This window comes from Streptomyces noursei, assembly GCF_016917755.1.
GTDB lineage: Bacteria > Actinomycetota > Actinomycetes > Streptomycetales > Streptomycetaceae > Streptomyces > Streptomyces yunnanensis.
The window spans coordinates 24,781-39,894 of record NZ_CP070326.1; the positions used below are offsets into that span (position 1 = coordinate 24,781).

A 15,114-nucleotide genomic window follows, 5' to 3' on the forward strand; every position below is an offset into this window, starting at 1 on the left:
TAGAGCGCCGCTTCCCCTATCCCAGGCCATGTCGAGCACGGAGCCGATGGGCACGCCGTTGGGTTGCGGGAAGGTGAAAGCGGCCTTCTGGGCGCGGCCGGCGAGCCAGGTGGCAGCTGCGGCTTTGAGGAAGACGTGGTCGGCGCTGGAGGCGTCGCGGGCCCGGCGCTCGCAGATCCGCGGGTTCCGGTGGGGTCGGGGTGGTGAGCGAAGTGACAGACGTTCCCTGTTGGGTCAGCGTGTGGGAGCTGACTCAACAGGGGGTTCCGTGCTGGGTGGCCACAACGGCACTCGTGCCCGGCGCGAAGTCTTCATTTTCGGCGGTGACGCAAACCGCGCCGTCGTTGGGGTACACCTGCTGGTTCATCTCGACGAGCCGTTTCTGTCCACGGGCCTCGGCCACGGAGATGATCTGCAGGGTCTGCTGACGCTGTTCACGGTGCCAGGGCAGGAACTCGGCGGTCGTGATGAACATCAGGCAGGTCAGACATGAGTTGGCGTGCGGACAGGACTGCACCACCGGAAGGCCGCAGTAGCCGTTGGGGAGGGCCTGGGTCGCTCGGGAGAGCCCCTGTTTGGCCCACGCCGCCTCCGCGAGAGGGCCGGCCGGGTCCAGAGCAACGGTCTCACCTTGGGCATTGACCCTGCGTGCCTTCTCCCAGTGCCGGCGGACGGTCGTGTCCGACAGCCGGGCGTAGTGGGCGGTCATCTGGGCCGAGGTGTGATCAAGGATCTGACGTACGACCTCCTGCGGGACGTCCTTGTTGATCAGCCGGGTGCCGAGGGTGTGCCGGAACTGATGGGGTGTGATATGCACCAGGCGGCCCAACTCGCCACGGGTGTCGCATTGTTGGAGCCATGCGGACAGCGAGATCCGGTAGCCGGAGGTGCTGATCGGCCTGTCGCCGCGGAGGTTCGCGTCGGCGCGGGGGAAGAGGACCGGCACCCTCTCTGGCCGCTCTTCCAAGATTCGACGTTGCTGGTCACGGAGCTGTTGTTCGAGTTGCTCGTCGATGGGGACCAACGCCTCGCGCTTCATCTTGTGATGGAAGTAGCGCAGGTAGGGTGCCCCTTCGGCATCGTGGACGACGGGGTCGAGCGGCAGGTTGATGGCGTCGCTAACGCGTAGGCCGCAGCGGATGAGGACGAGGGTGATCAGCCGTCGTGCGGGGTCTTGCCCGCGGGCGAGGTTGGCGGGGTCTTCCAGCTGGGCCATGACGTGCTCGGCCACGGACCGGGGCAGCAGGGGCTGCGGCGTGGGGTAGTCCTCGGGGACGAAGGTTGCGTTGCTGGGCAGGGTCTCGTCCCAGCGGTGCACTCGGATCGTGCGCAGGAAAGTGTTTAGGGGGTATCGCCGAGGTGAGTCCAAAAGGCGCCACGGGATGATCTTGGAGTCGGGACGGCTCGCTTGTGCGGCTCCAGGGATCAAGGGACTGTGGGCGGAGCGTTGCGGTGGCGGTTGGCGCTGAGATTGATCATGGCCGCCGCTGGTCCTTGACGCACCTAGGATTGCGAGAGTGACAGCAAGAACCAGTGACATCGAGAAGGCGGCCGGTGTGCTGCGTGCCGGCGGGCTGGTGGCCCTCCCGACCGAGACTGTCTACGGTCTGGGCGCCAACGCCGAGGACCCCGCCGCCGTCGCGCGTATCTTCCAGGTCAAGGGACGTCCGCCCGCCCACCCGCTGATCGTCCACATCGGCGGCGCGGAGCAGCTGGACGGCTGGGTCCAGGACGTGCCCCAGGCGGCGCGCCTGCTGGCCGAACACTTCTGGCCAGGGCCGCTCACGCTGGTCATGCGGCGCGGTTCCCGCGTGCCCCTCGAAGCGACCGGTGGCTTGGAGACGGTGGCCGTGCGCGTCCCGGACCACCCGGTCGCCCTGGCGCTGCTGTCGGCCTTCGGCGGTGGTGTCACGGCCCCGTCCGCCAACCGCTTCGGCGCGGTCAGCCCCGTCACGGCGGGCCATGTCCGTGCCGAGCTCGGCGATGCTGTCGACTTCGTGTTGGACGGCGGTCCCTGCGAGGTCGGCGTCGAGTCGACCATCGTCGACGTCACGGGCGATGTCCCGTGCATCCTTCGGCCGGGCGGGGTGACGCGCGAGGACCTCGAAGCGGTGCTGGGGCACCCGATCGCAGTGCCCTCGACCAGCCGGGTCCGGGTGCCGGGCCAGCATGCGTCCCACTACGCGCCGCGGGCGCGGGTCGTCCTCGTCGAGCCCGAGAAGGTCGTCGTCGAAGCGGAGCTGGCGCAGGAGTTGGGGCACCAGGTGGGCGTCTTTCTTCCGCCCTCCTTCGTCGGCGCTGCGGTGAAGGCGCACGCAGTGGTGGCGGTCCCCGGTTCGATGGCAGCCTACGCGCGCGGGCTGTACGGGTTCCTGCGCGAACTCGACCAGCAAGGGTGCGACCTCATCGTCGCCTCGCTGCCGGCGGAGGAGGGGCTGGGACTGGCGATCGCCAACCGGCTCCGCCGCGCCGCGGGGCCACGGCCCACCGTGTGACCCGCACGGACGCCGTTCCTCCGAGGAGCTGTTTCCCGACCGCGGCTGCGTACGGCCGGATGGCGCAGGAGATGCGGGCCGGGGTAGCCGCGTGAGTGTCAGGGTGCGGGAGGGAAGGCGCGGGCCAGGGGTTCCAGGTCTCCGTAGAGGGCGGCGTGGAGTGCGGCGGCGAGTTCGCGGGCTCGTTCTTCGCTGCGCACGCCGTGCATCATGAAGTAGACGGGTCCCGTGTAGGCGCCGAAATCGACCTCGCGGTTGTCGACCAGGCGGCGGATCGCGGCCCGGATGGCATCGTTGACGGCATCGGCGACCGTGTGGCCGGAGCCGGCGGTGAGGGTGTCCGCCTTCACGGTCCACTGCTGGCCTTCGGGTTCGATGGCGACGAATACAACGTTGTGCGCCATTGCGTTGCGGTAGGCGTCGTGGAAGGCGTTGGTACCGGTGACGTACGGGATGAGGGGAGCGGGGCAGGGAACCGGCAGCGGCTGCACCTGTGCATTCTGCCAAGAAGTGACGTTCATCCGCGGCCGCGACGCGATGGCAGTGCACGTTGAGTGATCATCTTCGCCGCGAAACGGGGGTTTCCGCCTTCTCGCGGCCCCTGACCCGACGTCGGTGCACAATCAGGGGCCGCTGACATGCGAGCGCCGTGTCGCCTCCTCCAACGTCACCACCACGGGTGGGACCCGCCGCCGTCAACCGCGAGCGCGTCCCGCTGCCGTGGGAGGTGGCCGTCATGCCGGGGCCCTCCGGCAGGTGCCCCGACATTGTTCCTCCGACCGGGGCACATCATGCCGATCAGCCAGGCGGGGAGCGGTCAGGATGCGGCGGGGACCGCCGCATCGAGGCCGCGAGAGGCGACGAGCTGTGCACTGCCGTCGGCCAGCCGGTAGGACAGCCCCACCACGCCGAGCCGGCCGGTGGCCACCCGCTCGGCCAGGGCGCGGGAGCGTTCGAGCAGCAGGTCCACGGTGTTCTCGATGTGCTCGGCCAGGATTTCTTCGGCCTGGTCGCGTCCGGCGGCGCGGGCTGCCAGCACGCTCGGGGTCACCCGTTCGACAACGTCACGGACGAAGCCGCCGGGCACTCTGCCGCCGTCGGCTGCGGCCCGGGCGGCTGCGATGGCCCCGCACGAGTCGTGGCCGAGCACGACGACCAGCGGGGCGTCGAGCACGCTCACGCCGTATTCGATGGAACCGAGGACTTCTGCACCGGCGACATGCCCCGCGGTGCGCACCACGAACAGGTCGCCCAGGCCGCGGTCGAAGATGATCTCGGCGGCCAGCCGGGAGTCGGAGCACCCGAACAGCACGGCGAAGGGCTGCTGGGACGGTGCGATCTCGGTGCGGCGTATGGCGTCCTGGTTCGGGTGCTCGGGGGTGCCTGAGACGAAGCGCTGGTTACCGGCCAGCAGCAGCTTGAATGCGTCGCGGGGCGTCGGGTTCTGGATCTCGGTCATGGCGGCAGCCTACGAGCGGGCACCAGCCGTCGCACGGCCTGGTGCCGCCGGAGTTCGCCGGATCGGGCCACGCTGACGGCCTTGTCATCACTCCCAGGCGCCGGGCGAGGACGGCCTCGGCGTCGAATCTCAGCGCGCGGCGCTGTTTTCCCGCCCCGTACGGCCACCGGACCACAACCCTCCGTTCGTCGTCCACATCCGCACAACGAGCCAGGCGCCGCTCGCGCTGTCGGCCCAACGAGCGGACCGCCCGCGATCACTCGCCGTCCCCTCCGTTGCGGGCCTGCGCCAGCAGTTGAGCCACCACGTCCTTCGCCCCGTCCTGCTCAGCGAGCGCGTCTGTCACCTCGTCGCTCGTGCCGTCGAACACCTGCCGGGTGAACCGTTCCATCAGCTCGGGGTCGGTGCTGCTGCCGGGTCCGGTGAGGTCCACCCGGGTCGGCCGGCGCGGGGCGATGATCTCCGGCTGGCCGGCCATCACGCCGCCTGCCCGGTGGCGGCGATGGGGGTGATCGTCAGGCCGCGGCTGCGCAGCCCGTTGCGGCGCAGGTAGGCACGCCCGAAGAACCGCTGGAAGGCCAGGATCGCCAGCAGGGTCACCCCCAGCAGCACGTCATCGAGGACCGGCACCAGGTCGACTGGCAGGGTCATCGCCAAGACGACCCGCACTGTGCTGTCGATCAGGCAGGCGACGCCCCAGAACGCGCTGCAGATCCACAGCATCCGGCGGAACGCCGGATACCGGTCCCAGTTGTCCTTCAGTGTCTGCTGCTTGTCCTCGTCCACGACGATCCGGGTCGCCTCGTAGAGGAATGGCCGCCGGGACAGCAGGGTGCACAGCATCCACACGCCGATCGCGGCCATGCCCCACCCGTTGCGGATCAGCAGCAGCCGCGGGCTGCCGGTGACCAACGACATCGCAACGGTCAGGCCCATCGCGGCGAGCATGAAGAGCTGCAAGCCGCCGATCCGGCGCTCGGTGACCAGGCCACGGACCATCCCGGCTGCCGGGATGACGGCACCGGTCAGCAGTGCGAGGAACTGGTTCACCCCCAGCCAGCGCAGGCCGTAGAAGAGGGCGAGCGGGACGATCACATGGACCAGCAGGACACGACTTAAGCCTCCGCCGGACCGTGCGGGGCGCTGCGCGATTGGACTCTGTGCCACAACACAACCTTCCTGAAAGTGGATTCCCAAGGGCGGGCGCCCAGGCGCCGGGGTCAGCCGGAGCGGGTGGCCAGCGCGAACGCGGTGACCAGCTCGCGGGTGTACGCGTCGAAGTCCAGCCCCGGCTCGCCGCGCAGCCGCTGGGCCGCAGCGTCGACGGCACCGCGGATCATCACCGCCATCGAACGGACGTCGAAGTCGCGGAACTCACCGCTGCGCCGCCCTGCCGACAGCAGCTCCTCCAGCCCGCGCACGCTCGGCTCCTGCGCGCCCTGCGACGTGTACGGCGCTCCGCCCGCATCGCGTGCATGCGGCCCGATCTCAGTGAGCGCCACCATCTCCCGCGGGTGCTCGCGCAGGAATTGCAGGTTGGCCTCCAGATACGCCCGCAGCTTGCCGGCCACCGTCTCCTCCGCCGCCATCCGGGCGCCGATGAACTCCGCCCCGGCCGTGAACACCTCCCGCACGATCTGGTGCATCAGATCGCCCTTGTCAGCGAAGTGGTACGAAATCATCCGCGGGCTGCTCAACCCAGCCCGCTCAGTGATCTTGGCGAACGACGCCCTGGTGTAGCCGAGTGGAAGGAGGTGATCCAGTCGTGCTTGTCGATGAAGGTGCGCATTCCGGTATCGCGGTGGACGGTGAAGTCGATCCGGGGCGCGGTTCCGGTCTCGTCGACCGGCCCGTTTCCCCGGACCGCTTCCCGCACCCGGCGTGCCCGTTTCCGAGCACCGGGCGCTCCACAAGCCCTGTTCAGGGCTTGTGTGTTGTCCTCATTCCAGGCCGGGCCATGGAGTCGGGATGACTGTTCCCCGGTAGCGGTAACGCGTGGTGGTCACCTTTGCCGGGTTGAACAGCGGTCTCTCCTCCGAGGCCGGCCACCATCCGACGTCGCAGTAGCGTCGACGGAGATCCTTCCATGTGGACCGGCGGTGCTTGCGACGCAACCAGCTCCCGACCTGGCGCCACGTGTAGTAGCTCAGGTAGGCGAAGGTTGCGCTGGACACGCCGGCCCGGAAGTAGACGCACCAGCCCTTCAGCGTCGGATTGAGGTGACGCAACAGGGCATCGAGCGGCTGGCTCGTGTCCATCGTCCGGCACAGTGTTCTGACCTTGCCCGTCACTGCCTTGACGGCTTTGCGGGACGGGTAGGTGTAGATGTAGTGCCGGTTGCTGCCCCGTTTCCGGTGGCGCTGGATGCGCCAGCCGAGAAAGTCAAGGCCCTCGTCAATGTGGGTAATCAGGGTCTTCTCCGGTGACAGGCGCAGGCCCATCGTGGACAGGACTCCTGCGATCTCCTCCCGGAGGGCTTCGGCGTCGGCCTTCGTGCCCGTAACCATCAAGCACCAGTCGTCCGCGTAGCGGACGAGCCGGTAGTTGGGCAGTCGGTGACGGCGGCGCTTGGCCCGTTCCGTCTGACTGGAAGCGGGCCCGCCGGGTCCTTGGGCGATGTGCTCGTCCAGGACCGTCAGGGCCACGTTGCTCAGCAGCGGCGAAAGGATCGAACCCTGCGGGGTTCCGGCGCGGTTCTCCCTCAGCATGCGATCCTCTCCGAGGATGCCTGCCTTGAGAAACGCCTTCACCAGTGCCAGGACGCGCTTGTCCCCGACTCGTGCCCGCACCCGGTCTATCAGGGCCGAGTGTGAGATCTCATCGAAACAGGCCGTGATGTCGCCTTCAACGACCCACTCATAGGAGCGGGATGCGAAGTAGCGCACCTCAGCCACTGCGTCATGAGCGCGACGGTTCGGACGGAACCCGTAGGAACACGGGTAGAAATCCGCCTCGAAAATCGGCTCCAGCACCAGCTTCAAGGAAGCCTGGACCACCCTGTCGGCGATGGTGGCGATCCCCAGGCGGCGCAACTTGCCACCCGACTTCGGGATCATCCGCTCCCGCACCGGCAGCGGGCGGAAACTGCGGTCCTTGACCTGCGACCGCAGCCCGTCGAGGAACTCCCCGACACCTTGCCCAGCCTCGATGGAACGGGCCGTATGTCCGTCCACTCCGGCCGTGCGTGCTCCCTTGTTGCCCCGCACCCGGTCCCACGCGACCAGAAGGAACGCGGGGTCGGCAACGAGGTTGTGTAGATCATCGAACCTGCGATGAGGATCATCACGGGCCCAACAGTGCAGCTTGGTCTGGATCTTCAGTACCCTGCGCTCCGCCCCAAACAGGACGGAGTCAAGCTCGTCGGTATTCACCGGCGACGGCCTCCTGACCTTCCAGTACGTCCACTGCTGACTTGCTGGTCTCCTTCGCCATGTACGCGCCTCTCGCGCGTTCGGACTACTACGAGACCTCCGCCCCGCCCGACGGCCATCAGTCGGCAACGGACCTGCCCGCCGCCGCACCGGATGCACGGCGGAAAGGGCGACCGCAGGCGGTTCCCACGTTCACCACAGAATCGATCGAGGAGGGAGGTGCCCGCCTCTACCCCGACAGCCTCGCCATGCCTACGCCGCAGACCTTCGGCATGGCCTCCCCACCGGACCTAAAAACCGGCTTCGGAGTTGAACGCCACCCAGACGAGTGACGGTCACGCGCTGCAACCCGGCCCGTATCCGTCAGATTTGAGCCGAGCGGGACACTTACGGGGCGTCAGACAGCGGTTCCTCTCGTACACCTTCTCCTCACTGCTTGCCGGACCCAGGCCGTCTGACAGTGCCGACCCGTCCCGTACTTTGTCAGGGCTGCTTCCCGCCGCCACCTGCGTTCCCAGGCAGCGACTGCCCTCAGCTTCACCGGACGGCTGCGACCGCCCAGCGGTGGAGTCCCTTCACCTCCACTCGATTCCGTCGCGCCTCGTGGCGCACTTCAAGTTGTCCCAGATGAGGACGATCGGGCCGTTGAGCTGCTGGTGGGCGGCGATCAGAAGGTCGCGGTAATCGGTCCAGGCGAAACTACGTCGACCCCCACGTGTGTGATCCGAGTGCCGTTTGGGCCGGTAGATCAGACGGGAGGGCTCACCGTGCTTGTAGCAGGTGAGTGCGGCGATCGAGATGCGGCGCTGGGAGCGGCCCCGCACCCGGACCACGGGAGTGCGGCCACACGGCGACCAGGTCCGGGAGGTCGGCGGCGTCACGGAGAATCCGGCTTCGTCTTCGAAGACCAGCCAGGCCCCGAGCGCCGCCGCGGCCTTTCCACGGCCGGCCAGGTCTCTTTCACCCAGCCGGCGACCGCCTGCTCGTCGCGTTCGGTCGCGCGACGGGCCGGGACCTGATGGCTCCACCCGTGCCGCCGCAGCATCTGAGCGATGCCGGAGAGTGTGATGCTCTTGTGGAACCGTCGGCCGATGAGGATCTTGATGCGCTGCAGGGTCCAGGTCTGGCCCGGCCAGCCATGGGCGACAGGTCCCTTGGCCAACTCCTTTTCCAGCACGGTGAACAGGGTCTGGCTCAGCTTCGGTCGACCCGGCGATCCTTGGGACCGCAAGGCCGGCGGTCCGCCTTCCTCCCATGCACCACGCCACCGCTGCACCGACCGCACGCTGACCCGTAATCGCCGCGCGATCACCGCGTTGTCCTGCCCGCCGGCGAACATCTCCGAGGCTTCCATGCGGATGCGCTCACGAAACGCACGCTGTTCGTCAGTCAGACCACCGCCCTGCGGATGCCTCATAGCCGAGACATACCGCGATGATCACAACCTGTCAGCAGCTACGACAACACAACTACATGCTCAGTAGACCACCCGGGATGATCTCCAAGCCGCTACACGGTCATGCCAAGCCGAACCATGGCAGGCACTCCGACAACCCCTCCATCTTCACCAAGACCAGCTGGTGTTGTCGCCATAGTTCAGCAGTGAGGCGGAGCCTGCGTAGCACGGCGGGCTCACCGCGTACGGCATGACGTTCAATGCCGTCCTCGTGATAGCCGAGCTTGCGCGAAACTTCCATCGAGCCTGCGTTGTCCACATATGCTCCAGAGATAGCGTGCTGTGCACCGAGTCCGGCGAAGGCCAGGTGGAGGACAGCCGCGCGCATCTCAGTCCCCAGGCCCTGGCGGTGATAGGCCCTGCCCAGCCAGGAGCCAGTGCCTACTTCACGACGGACCGAAAAATCCCGGGCACCGATGCCCTGCGTGCCCACGACAATGCCGTCGCGCACGACCGCCAGGTTCAACTCCCAGTTCTCCGGCTGCCACTCACCCCAGGAGCGCCAGTGGTACTGCAGGACACTCTGAGCACGCTGCTCGGGCCCGGCATCGGTCCATGCCACGGTGAACGGCTGCACCGCCGGATCATGCACACCATCGGCTGCCAACGAAGCCAACTCGGCGAGATCATCCAGGTTGGGCAACCGAAGCTCCAACCGCGGTGTGGTCAACCGTAGGCCCGCAAGCGGCCAGTGGGTTAGCAGAGTCATGACCAGGGATTCTCCTCACTCCCAGCCATCGTGACCACTAGATTTTCGAGGGTAGGCGTGTTGCGGAGGCCGTTTCCTACGCCCCCAACCAGGTGGACCTATTCGGTCAGGGCGCCGTGGGCGCGGGTGCGGGACAGCTGCAGCCGGTGCGGGGCGTTCTGCGCGATGTTCACCAGGTGGGCCGGCGTGCTGTCCACCGGTGTCAGCGCAGTGGGTCCGTCGACCGCGAGCTCCGGTGAAGGCCCGGTGGATCCCACCACCGGGCCTTCACAGCGTCCGCGGGCTCCGTCGGCTGTGATGCCTCTCCTGTCCCTCCCCTCGTAGCGTGGAGTCCGCGATTGCAGGGGAAGTTGAGGTTCATGGGGTCCAAGCAACGGACGTATACGCCTGAGTTTCGTGAGGGTGCTGGACGTATCGTGATCGAGACGGGCAGGCCGATCCCGGAGGTCGCCGAGAAGCTCGGCGTGCACTCCGGCACGCTGCATAGCTGGGTGTCTCGGTGGCGGCGCAACGAGTCGACGTCGTCCGACCTGCCGGCCGAGCCCGCGCCGGGTGGACGGATGCGCGAGGCCGAGCGCGCCGAGCTGGAGCGGCTGCGGCGGGAGATGAGCGAGAAGAACAAGCGAATACGGGAGCTGGAGATGGAGCGTGATGTCCTCAAGCGATGCATGGTCCTCTGGGTGAAGTGACCGAGACTAACCCGGCCGCCCTGGTCGTGTTCATCGGTAGCCAGAGGACCGAGCACCGCGTCCCGCACCGTCTGGCCTGCCAGGTCCTGGGGGTGTCGGAGTCCTGGTTCTACAAGTGGCGTGAGAGGCCCACCACCGCGCGTGAGGCGCGGCGCGGACAGCTGGCCGACGCGATACGGCGGATCTTCGAGAGCTCCGGCGGCACCTACGGATCCCCGAAGGTCTGGCTCCTCCTGGTCCGCGCGGGCTGGCGCGTCTCGGTGAACACTGTGGCCCGGCTGATGGCCGAAATCGGCCTGGCCGGACGGAAGATCCGCCGGCGGCGCGGGCTGGCCCGGCCCGGCAAACGGCCCGCGTTCCCGGACCTCGTGCGGCGGGACTTCACCGCCGACGCTCCGGACCAGGTGTGGTGCGGCGACATGACCGAGATCACCACCGGCGAGGGCAAGCTCTACCTGGCCACGGTCATCGACCTGTTCTCCCGGCGCCTGCTCGGCTACGCAATGGGCTCCCACCACGACGCCGAACTGGTCCTGGCCTCCTTGAACATGGCCGCCGCCACCCGCGGCGGCGACGTGAAGGGCGTGCTCGACGTGGAGATCGTGCACCGCGAGCCGGGTACGAAAGGGTTCACCCCACAACCGAAGTGGTGGGCGATCGAGCAGACTCTCGGCACGCTCATGCCGCACAGACGTCTCGTGCGTGACTTCGAGACCAGACCGTCCAGCTCGGCGGCCTGGATCCACTGGTCCATGACCGACCTCATGCTCCGCCGCCTCACCCGCTCCACCGCTGCGACCTGGCGCGCCCCGCACGCCCAGCACCCCGCACCCCCGACGCGCAGGAGCCCTGGTGAAGCATCTCCTGGACAAGATCGAGGCCCGGCAGCAGCTGGTACGCGAGACGGCCGGACAGTTGCGTGAGCAGATCGGGCTCCTCACCGAACAACTCGCCGCCGCCGAACGCACTCTGGAACGCCTGGACATTACCCGCGAGACGGTGCTGGAACCGGCCGCCGAGGACGGCATCGAGCCACCGGAGCCGCTGCCGCCCGGCTACCGCGAGGTCCGCGCCGCCATCGAGCGGGCCGGGCGTGGGCTCCGTGCGAAAGAGGTCTGCGAGGTTCTGGGCATTGGCACCGAGCCGCGGCACACCGAAAGCGTCCGCGCCAAGCTGAAACGCCTGGTCGACCGCGACATCCTCACCGAGCCCGAACCCGGCCTGTTCACCCTCGCCCAGCCCGTACCGGCCACTTTGGACCTCAACTCAACCTGAAATTCGGCGAACCATCACAGAACACCAATTCAGAGGTCGCTCAGGAGAGCGCGACCGCGAAGCAGGCCGCCAAGAAGACGATCTGCAGTGCGGTGCGCGGAGCGAGCCGGCTGAGGGGGCTGAGCAGGACGCCACTGCGGGCCGCGCGAACGTTGGCCGGGAACATCACCACCATCAGCACCCCCAGACACCCCGCCGCCAGACGGCTGGTGAGAGGAACGAGCAGCCCGACCGCCCCGGCGAGCTCCAGCACACCGGTGATCGTGACGAGCAGTTCGGGCCTGGGCAGGCGCGCGGGAACGATGCGGGTCAAAGCCGCGCGGCGTCGGGTGAAGTGCGCCGTGCCGGTCAGCGCGAACATCGCGGCCAGACCGACTCGCAGCGCCGCCTGCCACCCTTCCAGCACATCCACACCTGCCAGCCCCAGCAGCCACGCCAGAGCGGATCCGACGAGCAGGGTCACCAACGGCGCCATACGCACCCTCAATCATTCCATCTTTAATCTTTCCAATGACAAGATCGAAATCTATGTACGGCATCTTGCCAATGTCAAGATTCGGCTAGACTGCCGCGATGAACGCCCCCCTCAACGGACGGACACAGCAGTACCACCACGGAGATCTACGGCGCGCACTGCTCGACCACGCGGCCGCCGCCATCTCCGAATCCGGCGTGGCAAAGGTCAGCCTCCGCGAAATCGCTCGGCGCGCAGGTGTCTCGCACGCCGCACCGACGCACCACTTCGGCAGCCGTGAGGGCTTGCTGACGGCGCTGGCGGCCCAGGGCTTCCACGCACTGGCCGACCTGATGCACAACGCACACGAACAGACCGCCGACTTCGCGGAGATGGGCGTGGCCTACGTACAGTTCGCACTCAGCCACCCCGCACATTTCGAGGTCATGTTCCAGCCCCACCTCCACCAGGGCGACGACCCGGCACTGCGCGCCGCTCAGCAGCGCGCCGGCGAACTCCTCTACGGCGCCCCCACTCTGCCCGGCACCGGAACCCGTGACGCGGGCATCGCCGCCTGGTCGCTCGTACACGGATTCGCCACCCTCTGGCTGAGCAACGCCCTCCCCGCCGAACAGGACACCCCACCGGAACAGCGGGCCCGCCAGGCCATCCGCGCCTTCCTCGACGGCCGCAGCGAAGGGAGCCTGGCTGCAAACGACGACTGAGCGGTCCCGGGACGGCCGCTCGGGCGTCACTCGGGCCCGCGCGCCCTCACCCGGCCGGCACCGACCAGCCCAGACGCCAACTCAACCTGAAACCCGGCGAAACCTCGCAGAACACCCACTCAGATCCTCAAGGCCGAACACGGGTCCCTGGGCGCGGTCGAGGTCCTCCAGGAGCAAATCCGGGCCCGCATCATGCAGGGCGCTGGCCGTGCCACCCGCAACGCGCGTGACTTCGCCGCCGTGCTGCTGCTCGACGACGACCTCGTCTCCTACCTGACCCGACGCGACGTCCAGGAGGCGATGCACCCGGAGATCCACGCCGAACTCGACTTCGGGTACCACAACAGCATCGGAGCGACCTCCGGCGAGATGCTCGACAACCTGCGGGTCTTCCTCGCACACGGTCAGGAGTGGCGGGACGTTGACCAGAACATCGTCGACACCCGGGAACGGTACGAACGGATCGACACACCCGGCCCAGCCGAACTCCAGCGCTCGCTACGCGACGAAGTGGCCGCATGGACGCGACCTGGCAAGGCGAGTGGCAACACGCCCTGGACCTGAACCGCAAGGTGCTCGACGCACTGCGCGGCGGACAAGCACCGCAGCGCTACGCGGCCCTGTGACAACCATCTCGCGTCCTTCGGCGTCGTTGCCGAAGGTGTTGGTCAGGAACCGGTCCCAGCGCGGGGTGGGCATGTTCTGCGGGGCGGTGGAAATGGCACGGGAGTGGAAATCACGATGGGGGTCGGGGGCATGCAGGTGGCCGGTGCGCAGGTCGACGATGCCGCCGGGCGTGCACAGCGCGTAAAGGGTCGGCGTCAGGCGGGAGGCGTCCAGGAACATGTCGTGGGCTGACTTGGCCTGCGTCAGCATCGACTTGATGCCGGAGGTGGACATCGCGCAGCGGCGTTCGCGGCTCAGTTCGCTGTCGGTGTAGGTGCCGGTGGGGTCGGTGGTGGCGATGTTCTCGGCCATGTCGCCGGCGGCTCAGACGGTGTCGTGTTCGTCGGGTTCCCAGCGGCAGTCGGCCCACTTGTACCAGCCCAGGCCGTTGACATGCCGGTAGTCGCCTGCGTACAGGTGGGCGAAGGTCTTGGCCATGCCACGGTCGGTCAACGAGTCTGGCCACAGCCCGGCGTCCGTGCTCTGGAACGGGCCCGGTCGTCGCACGCCTCCTCGAAGGCGTCGACGTGCCGCACCTCAAATCTGCGCATCACGGCGAAGAACCAGGGCGAGGCCCGTCAGGGTGTGGACTCGATCCTCATCACGTTCACGAACACCGGCAGCAACTGCCGGATGTACGGGTTCCCAGGCGTCGGCCTGAAGACCAGCTACGGCACACAGTCGGTGGACCGCAACAAGCAGGAAGTGGGGATCCCGTTCACCCCCAAAGCAGGGAAGAGGGCCACCGCCAACGTCGTCTATCCGATCAACAACACCGGTGGCTCGGGCGTCCGCGGCACCGCCCTCGTGGTAACCCCTCCGAATGAGACGCACCGCGTCACCGTCCCGGTCGCGGTCAGCCTGCCGGTGAGCAACACAGACGAGGGGCATCTGGAAGTCACCCCGGTCTTTGAAGAGCACTGACAGGCCGCGGCCAGACTCCCCGCAGCGGCGCTGCCGGGGCGAGGCGAGGGTGCGGGGCTACCCGATCCAGATGATGTCCAAGACGGGCAGGTGCTGGGTGAGGCGGTTGATCCCGTAGACGACGGAGAGCTGCCCCTCCACTTATCCACGACACTCCAGGTCACCGATCTGCCGATGTCGTGACTTCACAGCACTCGGTGGCCGGCCAGAACCCGGTGCGCTGCTCTGCGTCACCACCAGAACTCGCCCCGACGAACGCGGTCCTTGTAGTACCGCTCCCGCTCCTCCAGGACCCGGTCCACTGCCTCGCGTGTCGGGTTGCCCACGGGCTCGTCCCGAGCGGACTCTTTCTGCGGCGATAGGTATCGGGCCCTGAATGCCTGCTCCCGGCGATCCCGCTCCGCGGAGACCTGCTGCTCCTCCACGGCAGCCTGCGCTGCGCGCCACTTGTCGATCGGCCACCACAACTTGGTCACGTCGGCCGGTAGCGTCGCGTCGAGGCCCAGAACGGCCCAGCGCTTGCTGTGCCTGCGGGCCTTGCGTGTGCGCTGCTCGTCCTTGAGCCGGTCGAGGACCAGGTAGTCGGCCCGCTCAGTCCACACGTTCATGCGCCGCCAGTGGTGCCGGTGGAGCCCCATGACACGCTCGCCGCGTGCCAAGTCCCGCAGCCTGTCGAGAATGTGTGCCGCGAGACATGTCATCTCCTTCTGGGAAGGCGGCTCTTCGAAATGCTCGGCGGCCAGTCGTTGGAGGATCCTCCCGGGCAGGGCGGGGCCACCGGACATCGACTCCAGGACGGCCAGGACGTCCGACGCGCCTGGCCACTCGCTGCCCGTGTCCTCCCTCTCAGGTGTCGCCATCGGCCCGCACCTCCTTCGCTCACCTCGTCGC

18 protein-coding genes and 2 pseudogenes are annotated in these 15,114 nt (G+C 67.9%); 8 read left to right on the top strand and 12 right to left on the bottom strand.

What is annotated here, in order from left to right; translation table 11 throughout:
• Window positions 1-253: 253 nt before the first annotated feature.
• Window positions 254-1,318 (bottom strand): tyrosine-type recombinase/integrase, encoded by a 1,065-nt coding sequence (locus JNO44_RS00130; protein ID WP_205360227.1) that lies wholly within the window; start codon window positions 1,316-1,318, stop codon window positions 254-256.
• A 199-nt stretch (window positions 1,319-1,517) separates the two neighbouring features.
• Between JNO44_RS00130 and JNO44_RS00135 the strand changes: the two genes are divergently transcribed.
• Complete coding sequence (locus tag JNO44_RS00135; protein WP_205360228.1) at window positions 1,518-2,495, top strand: L-threonylcarbamoyladenylate synthase; 978 nt, start codon at window positions 1,518-1,520, stop codon at window positions 2,493-2,495.
• A gap of 98 nt (window positions 2,496-2,593) precedes the next feature.
• Here the strand turns inward: JNO44_RS00135 and JNO44_RS00140 are convergent, their stop codons facing one another.
• The 6 genes from JNO44_RS00140 to ltrA form a co-directional block, all read right to left on the bottom strand.
• Window positions 2,594-2,986 (bottom strand): hypothetical protein, encoded by a 393-nt coding sequence (locus JNO44_RS00140; RefSeq protein ID WP_205360229.1) that lies wholly within the window; start codon window positions 2,984-2,986, stop codon window positions 2,594-2,596.
• Window positions 2,987-3,312: 326 nt separating this feature from the next.
• On the bottom strand, window positions 3,313-3,954 hold the full coding sequence (locus JNO44_RS00145; protein WP_205360230.1) for a carbonic anhydrase: 642 nt from the start codon (window positions 3,952-3,954) through the stop codon (window positions 3,313-3,315).
• Between the two features lie 256 nt (window positions 3,955-4,210).
• Window positions 4,211-4,432 carry a hypothetical protein gene (locus tag JNO44_RS00150; protein WP_205360231.1) on the bottom strand — a complete coding sequence of 74 codons (222 nt, stop codon included), beginning with the start codon at window positions 4,430-4,432 and terminating at the stop codon, window positions 4,211-4,213.
• Window positions 4,432-5,121 carry a VC0807 family protein gene (locus tag JNO44_RS00155; protein WP_338058546.1) on the bottom strand — a complete coding sequence of 230 codons (690 nt, stop codon included), beginning with the start codon at window positions 5,119-5,121 and terminating at the stop codon, window positions 4,432-4,434. Before JNO44_RS00155 ends, JNO44_RS00150 begins: the two co-directional genes overlap by 1 nt.
• Window positions 5,122-5,174: 53 nt before the next feature.
• Window positions 5,175-5,636, bottom strand: a complete 462-nt coding sequence (locus JNO44_RS00160) for a TetR/AcrR family transcriptional regulator (RefSeq protein ID WP_240167333.1) — start codon at window positions 5,634-5,636, stop codon at window positions 5,175-5,177.
• A 258-nt stretch (window positions 5,637-5,894) separates the two neighbouring features.
• The gene (ltrA, locus tag JNO44_RS00165; RefSeq protein WP_205360235.1) at window positions 5,895-7,325 is read right to left on the bottom strand and encodes a group II intron reverse transcriptase/maturase; all 1,431 of its coding nucleotides are present in this window, start codon (window positions 7,323-7,325) and stop codon (window positions 5,895-5,897) included.
• Window positions 7,326-7,366: 41 nt separating this feature from the next.
• Between ltrA and JNO44_RS00170 the strand changes: the two genes are divergently transcribed.
• Window positions 7,367-7,657, top strand: a complete 291-nt coding sequence (locus JNO44_RS00170) for a hypothetical protein (protein ID WP_205360237.1) — start codon at window positions 7,367-7,369, stop codon at window positions 7,655-7,657.
• A gap of 246 nt (window positions 7,658-7,903) precedes the next feature.
• Here the strand turns inward: JNO44_RS00170 and JNO44_RS44965 are convergent.
• Both JNO44_RS44965 and JNO44_RS00180 read right to left on the bottom strand, forming a co-directional pair.
• Window positions 7,904-8,742, bottom strand: a pseudogene (locus tag JNO44_RS44965) (IS630 family transposase); the annotation flags it as partial.
• Between the two features lie 100 nt (window positions 8,743-8,842).
• Window positions 8,843-9,490 (bottom strand): GNAT family N-acetyltransferase, encoded by a 648-nt coding sequence (locus JNO44_RS00180; protein ID WP_205360241.1) that lies wholly within the window; start codon window positions 9,488-9,490, stop codon window positions 8,843-8,845.
• Between the two features lie 359 nt (window positions 9,491-9,849).
• Here JNO44_RS00180 and JNO44_RS00185 point away from each other — a divergent pair, with 359 nt between their 5' ends.
• From JNO44_RS00185 to JNO44_RS00195, 3 genes are read left to right on the top strand one after another with little or no spacing between them, the layout of a single operon-like run.
• Window positions 9,850-10,179 (top strand): transposase, encoded by a 330-nt coding sequence (locus JNO44_RS00185; RefSeq protein ID WP_205360243.1) that lies wholly within the window; start codon window positions 9,850-9,852, stop codon window positions 10,177-10,179.
• The gene (locus tag JNO44_RS00190) at window positions 10,176-11,102 is read left to right on the top strand and encodes an IS3 family transposase (RefSeq protein ID WP_205360244.1); all 927 of its coding nucleotides are present in this window, start codon (window positions 10,176-10,178) and stop codon (window positions 11,100-11,102) included. The genes JNO44_RS00185 and JNO44_RS00190 overlap by 4 nt, the downstream gene beginning before the upstream one ends.
• The gene (locus JNO44_RS00195) at window positions 11,032-11,454 is read left to right on the top strand and encodes a hypothetical protein (RefSeq protein WP_240167336.1); all 423 of its coding nucleotides are present in this window, start codon (window positions 11,032-11,034) and stop codon (window positions 11,452-11,454) included. The genes JNO44_RS00190 and JNO44_RS00195 overlap by 71 nt, the downstream gene beginning before the upstream one ends.
• Window positions 11,455-11,494: 40 nt before the next feature.
• Here the strand turns inward: JNO44_RS00195 and JNO44_RS00200 are convergent, their stop codons facing one another.
• Window positions 11,495-11,917: a DoxX family protein gene (locus JNO44_RS00200; RefSeq protein WP_205360246.1), complete on the bottom strand. Its 423-nt coding sequence runs from the start codon at window positions 11,915-11,917 to the stop codon at window positions 11,495-11,497.
• 110 nt (window positions 11,918-12,027) lie between these two features.
• Between JNO44_RS00200 and JNO44_RS00205 the strand changes: the two genes are divergently transcribed.
• Together JNO44_RS00205 and JNO44_RS00210 are read left to right on the top strand one after the other, a co-directional pair.
• Entirely contained in the window at window positions 12,028-12,633 is a 606-nt protein-coding gene (locus tag JNO44_RS00205) for a TetR/AcrR family transcriptional regulator (RefSeq protein ID WP_205360248.1), read from the top strand.
• A 192-nt stretch (window positions 12,634-12,825) separates the two neighbouring features.
• Complete coding sequence (locus JNO44_RS00210; RefSeq protein ID WP_205360250.1) at window positions 12,826-13,197, top strand: hypothetical protein; 372 nt, start codon at window positions 12,826-12,828, stop codon at window positions 13,195-13,197.
• On the opposite strand, the pseudogene JNO44_RS00215 reads toward JNO44_RS00210, so the two are convergent.
• Window positions 13,132-13,737, bottom strand: a pseudogene (locus JNO44_RS00215) (hypothetical protein). The gene JNO44_RS00210 and the pseudogene JNO44_RS00215 sit on opposite strands and share 66 nt — an antisense overlap.
• On the opposite strand from JNO44_RS00215, the gene JNO44_RS42845 reads away from it, so the two are divergent.
• Window positions 13,693-14,223 (top strand): DUF4232 domain-containing protein, encoded by a 531-nt coding sequence (locus JNO44_RS42845; RefSeq protein ID WP_205360252.1) that lies wholly within the window; start codon window positions 13,693-13,695, stop codon window positions 14,221-14,223. The pseudogene JNO44_RS00215 and the gene JNO44_RS42845 sit on opposite strands and share 45 nt — an antisense overlap.
• A 230-nt stretch (window positions 14,224-14,453) precedes the next feature.
• Here the strand turns inward: JNO44_RS42845 and JNO44_RS00225 are convergent, their stop codons facing one another.
• Entirely contained in the window at window positions 14,454-15,083 is a 630-nt protein-coding gene (locus JNO44_RS00225) for a hypothetical protein (RefSeq protein WP_205360254.1), read from the bottom strand.
• Window positions 15,084-15,114 lie beyond the last annotated feature (31 nt).

Bases quoted from the DNA above. Each gene is read 5' to 3' on its own strand.
- JNO44_RS00145 (WP_205360230.1), bottom strand. From the start codon at position 3,954: ATGACCGAGATCCAGAACCCGACGCCCCGCGACGCATTCAAGCTGCTG.
- JNO44_RS00150 (WP_205360231.1), bottom strand. From the start codon at position 4,432: ATGGCCGGCCAGCCGGAGATCATCGCCCCGCGCCGGCCGACCCGGGTG.
- JNO44_RS00160 (WP_240167333.1), bottom strand. From the start codon at position 5,636: ATGATTTCGTACCACTTCGCTGACAAGGGCGATCTGATGCACCAGATC.
- JNO44_RS00180 (WP_205360241.1), bottom strand. From the start codon at position 9,490: ATGACTCTGCTAACCCACTGGCCGCTTGCGGGCCTACGGTTGACCACA.
- JNO44_RS00185 (WP_205360243.1), top strand. From the start codon at position 9,850: ATGGGGTCCAAGCAACGGACGTATACGCCTGAGTTTCGTGAGGGTGCT.
- JNO44_RS00205 (WP_205360248.1), top strand. From the start codon at position 12,028: ATGAACGCCCCCCTCAACGGACGGACACAGCAGTACCACCACGGAGAT.
- JNO44_RS00210 (WP_205360250.1), top strand. From the start codon at position 12,826: ATGCAGGGCGCTGGCCGTGCCACCCGCAACGCGCGTGACTTCGCCGCC.
- JNO44_RS42845 (WP_205360252.1), top strand. From the start codon at position 13,693: ATGCCGGTAGTCGCCTGCGTACAGGTGGGCGAAGGTCTTGGCCATGCC.
- JNO44_RS00225 (WP_205360254.1), bottom strand. From the start codon at position 15,083: ATGGCGACACCTGAGAGGGAGGACACGGGCAGCGAGTGGCCAGGCGCG.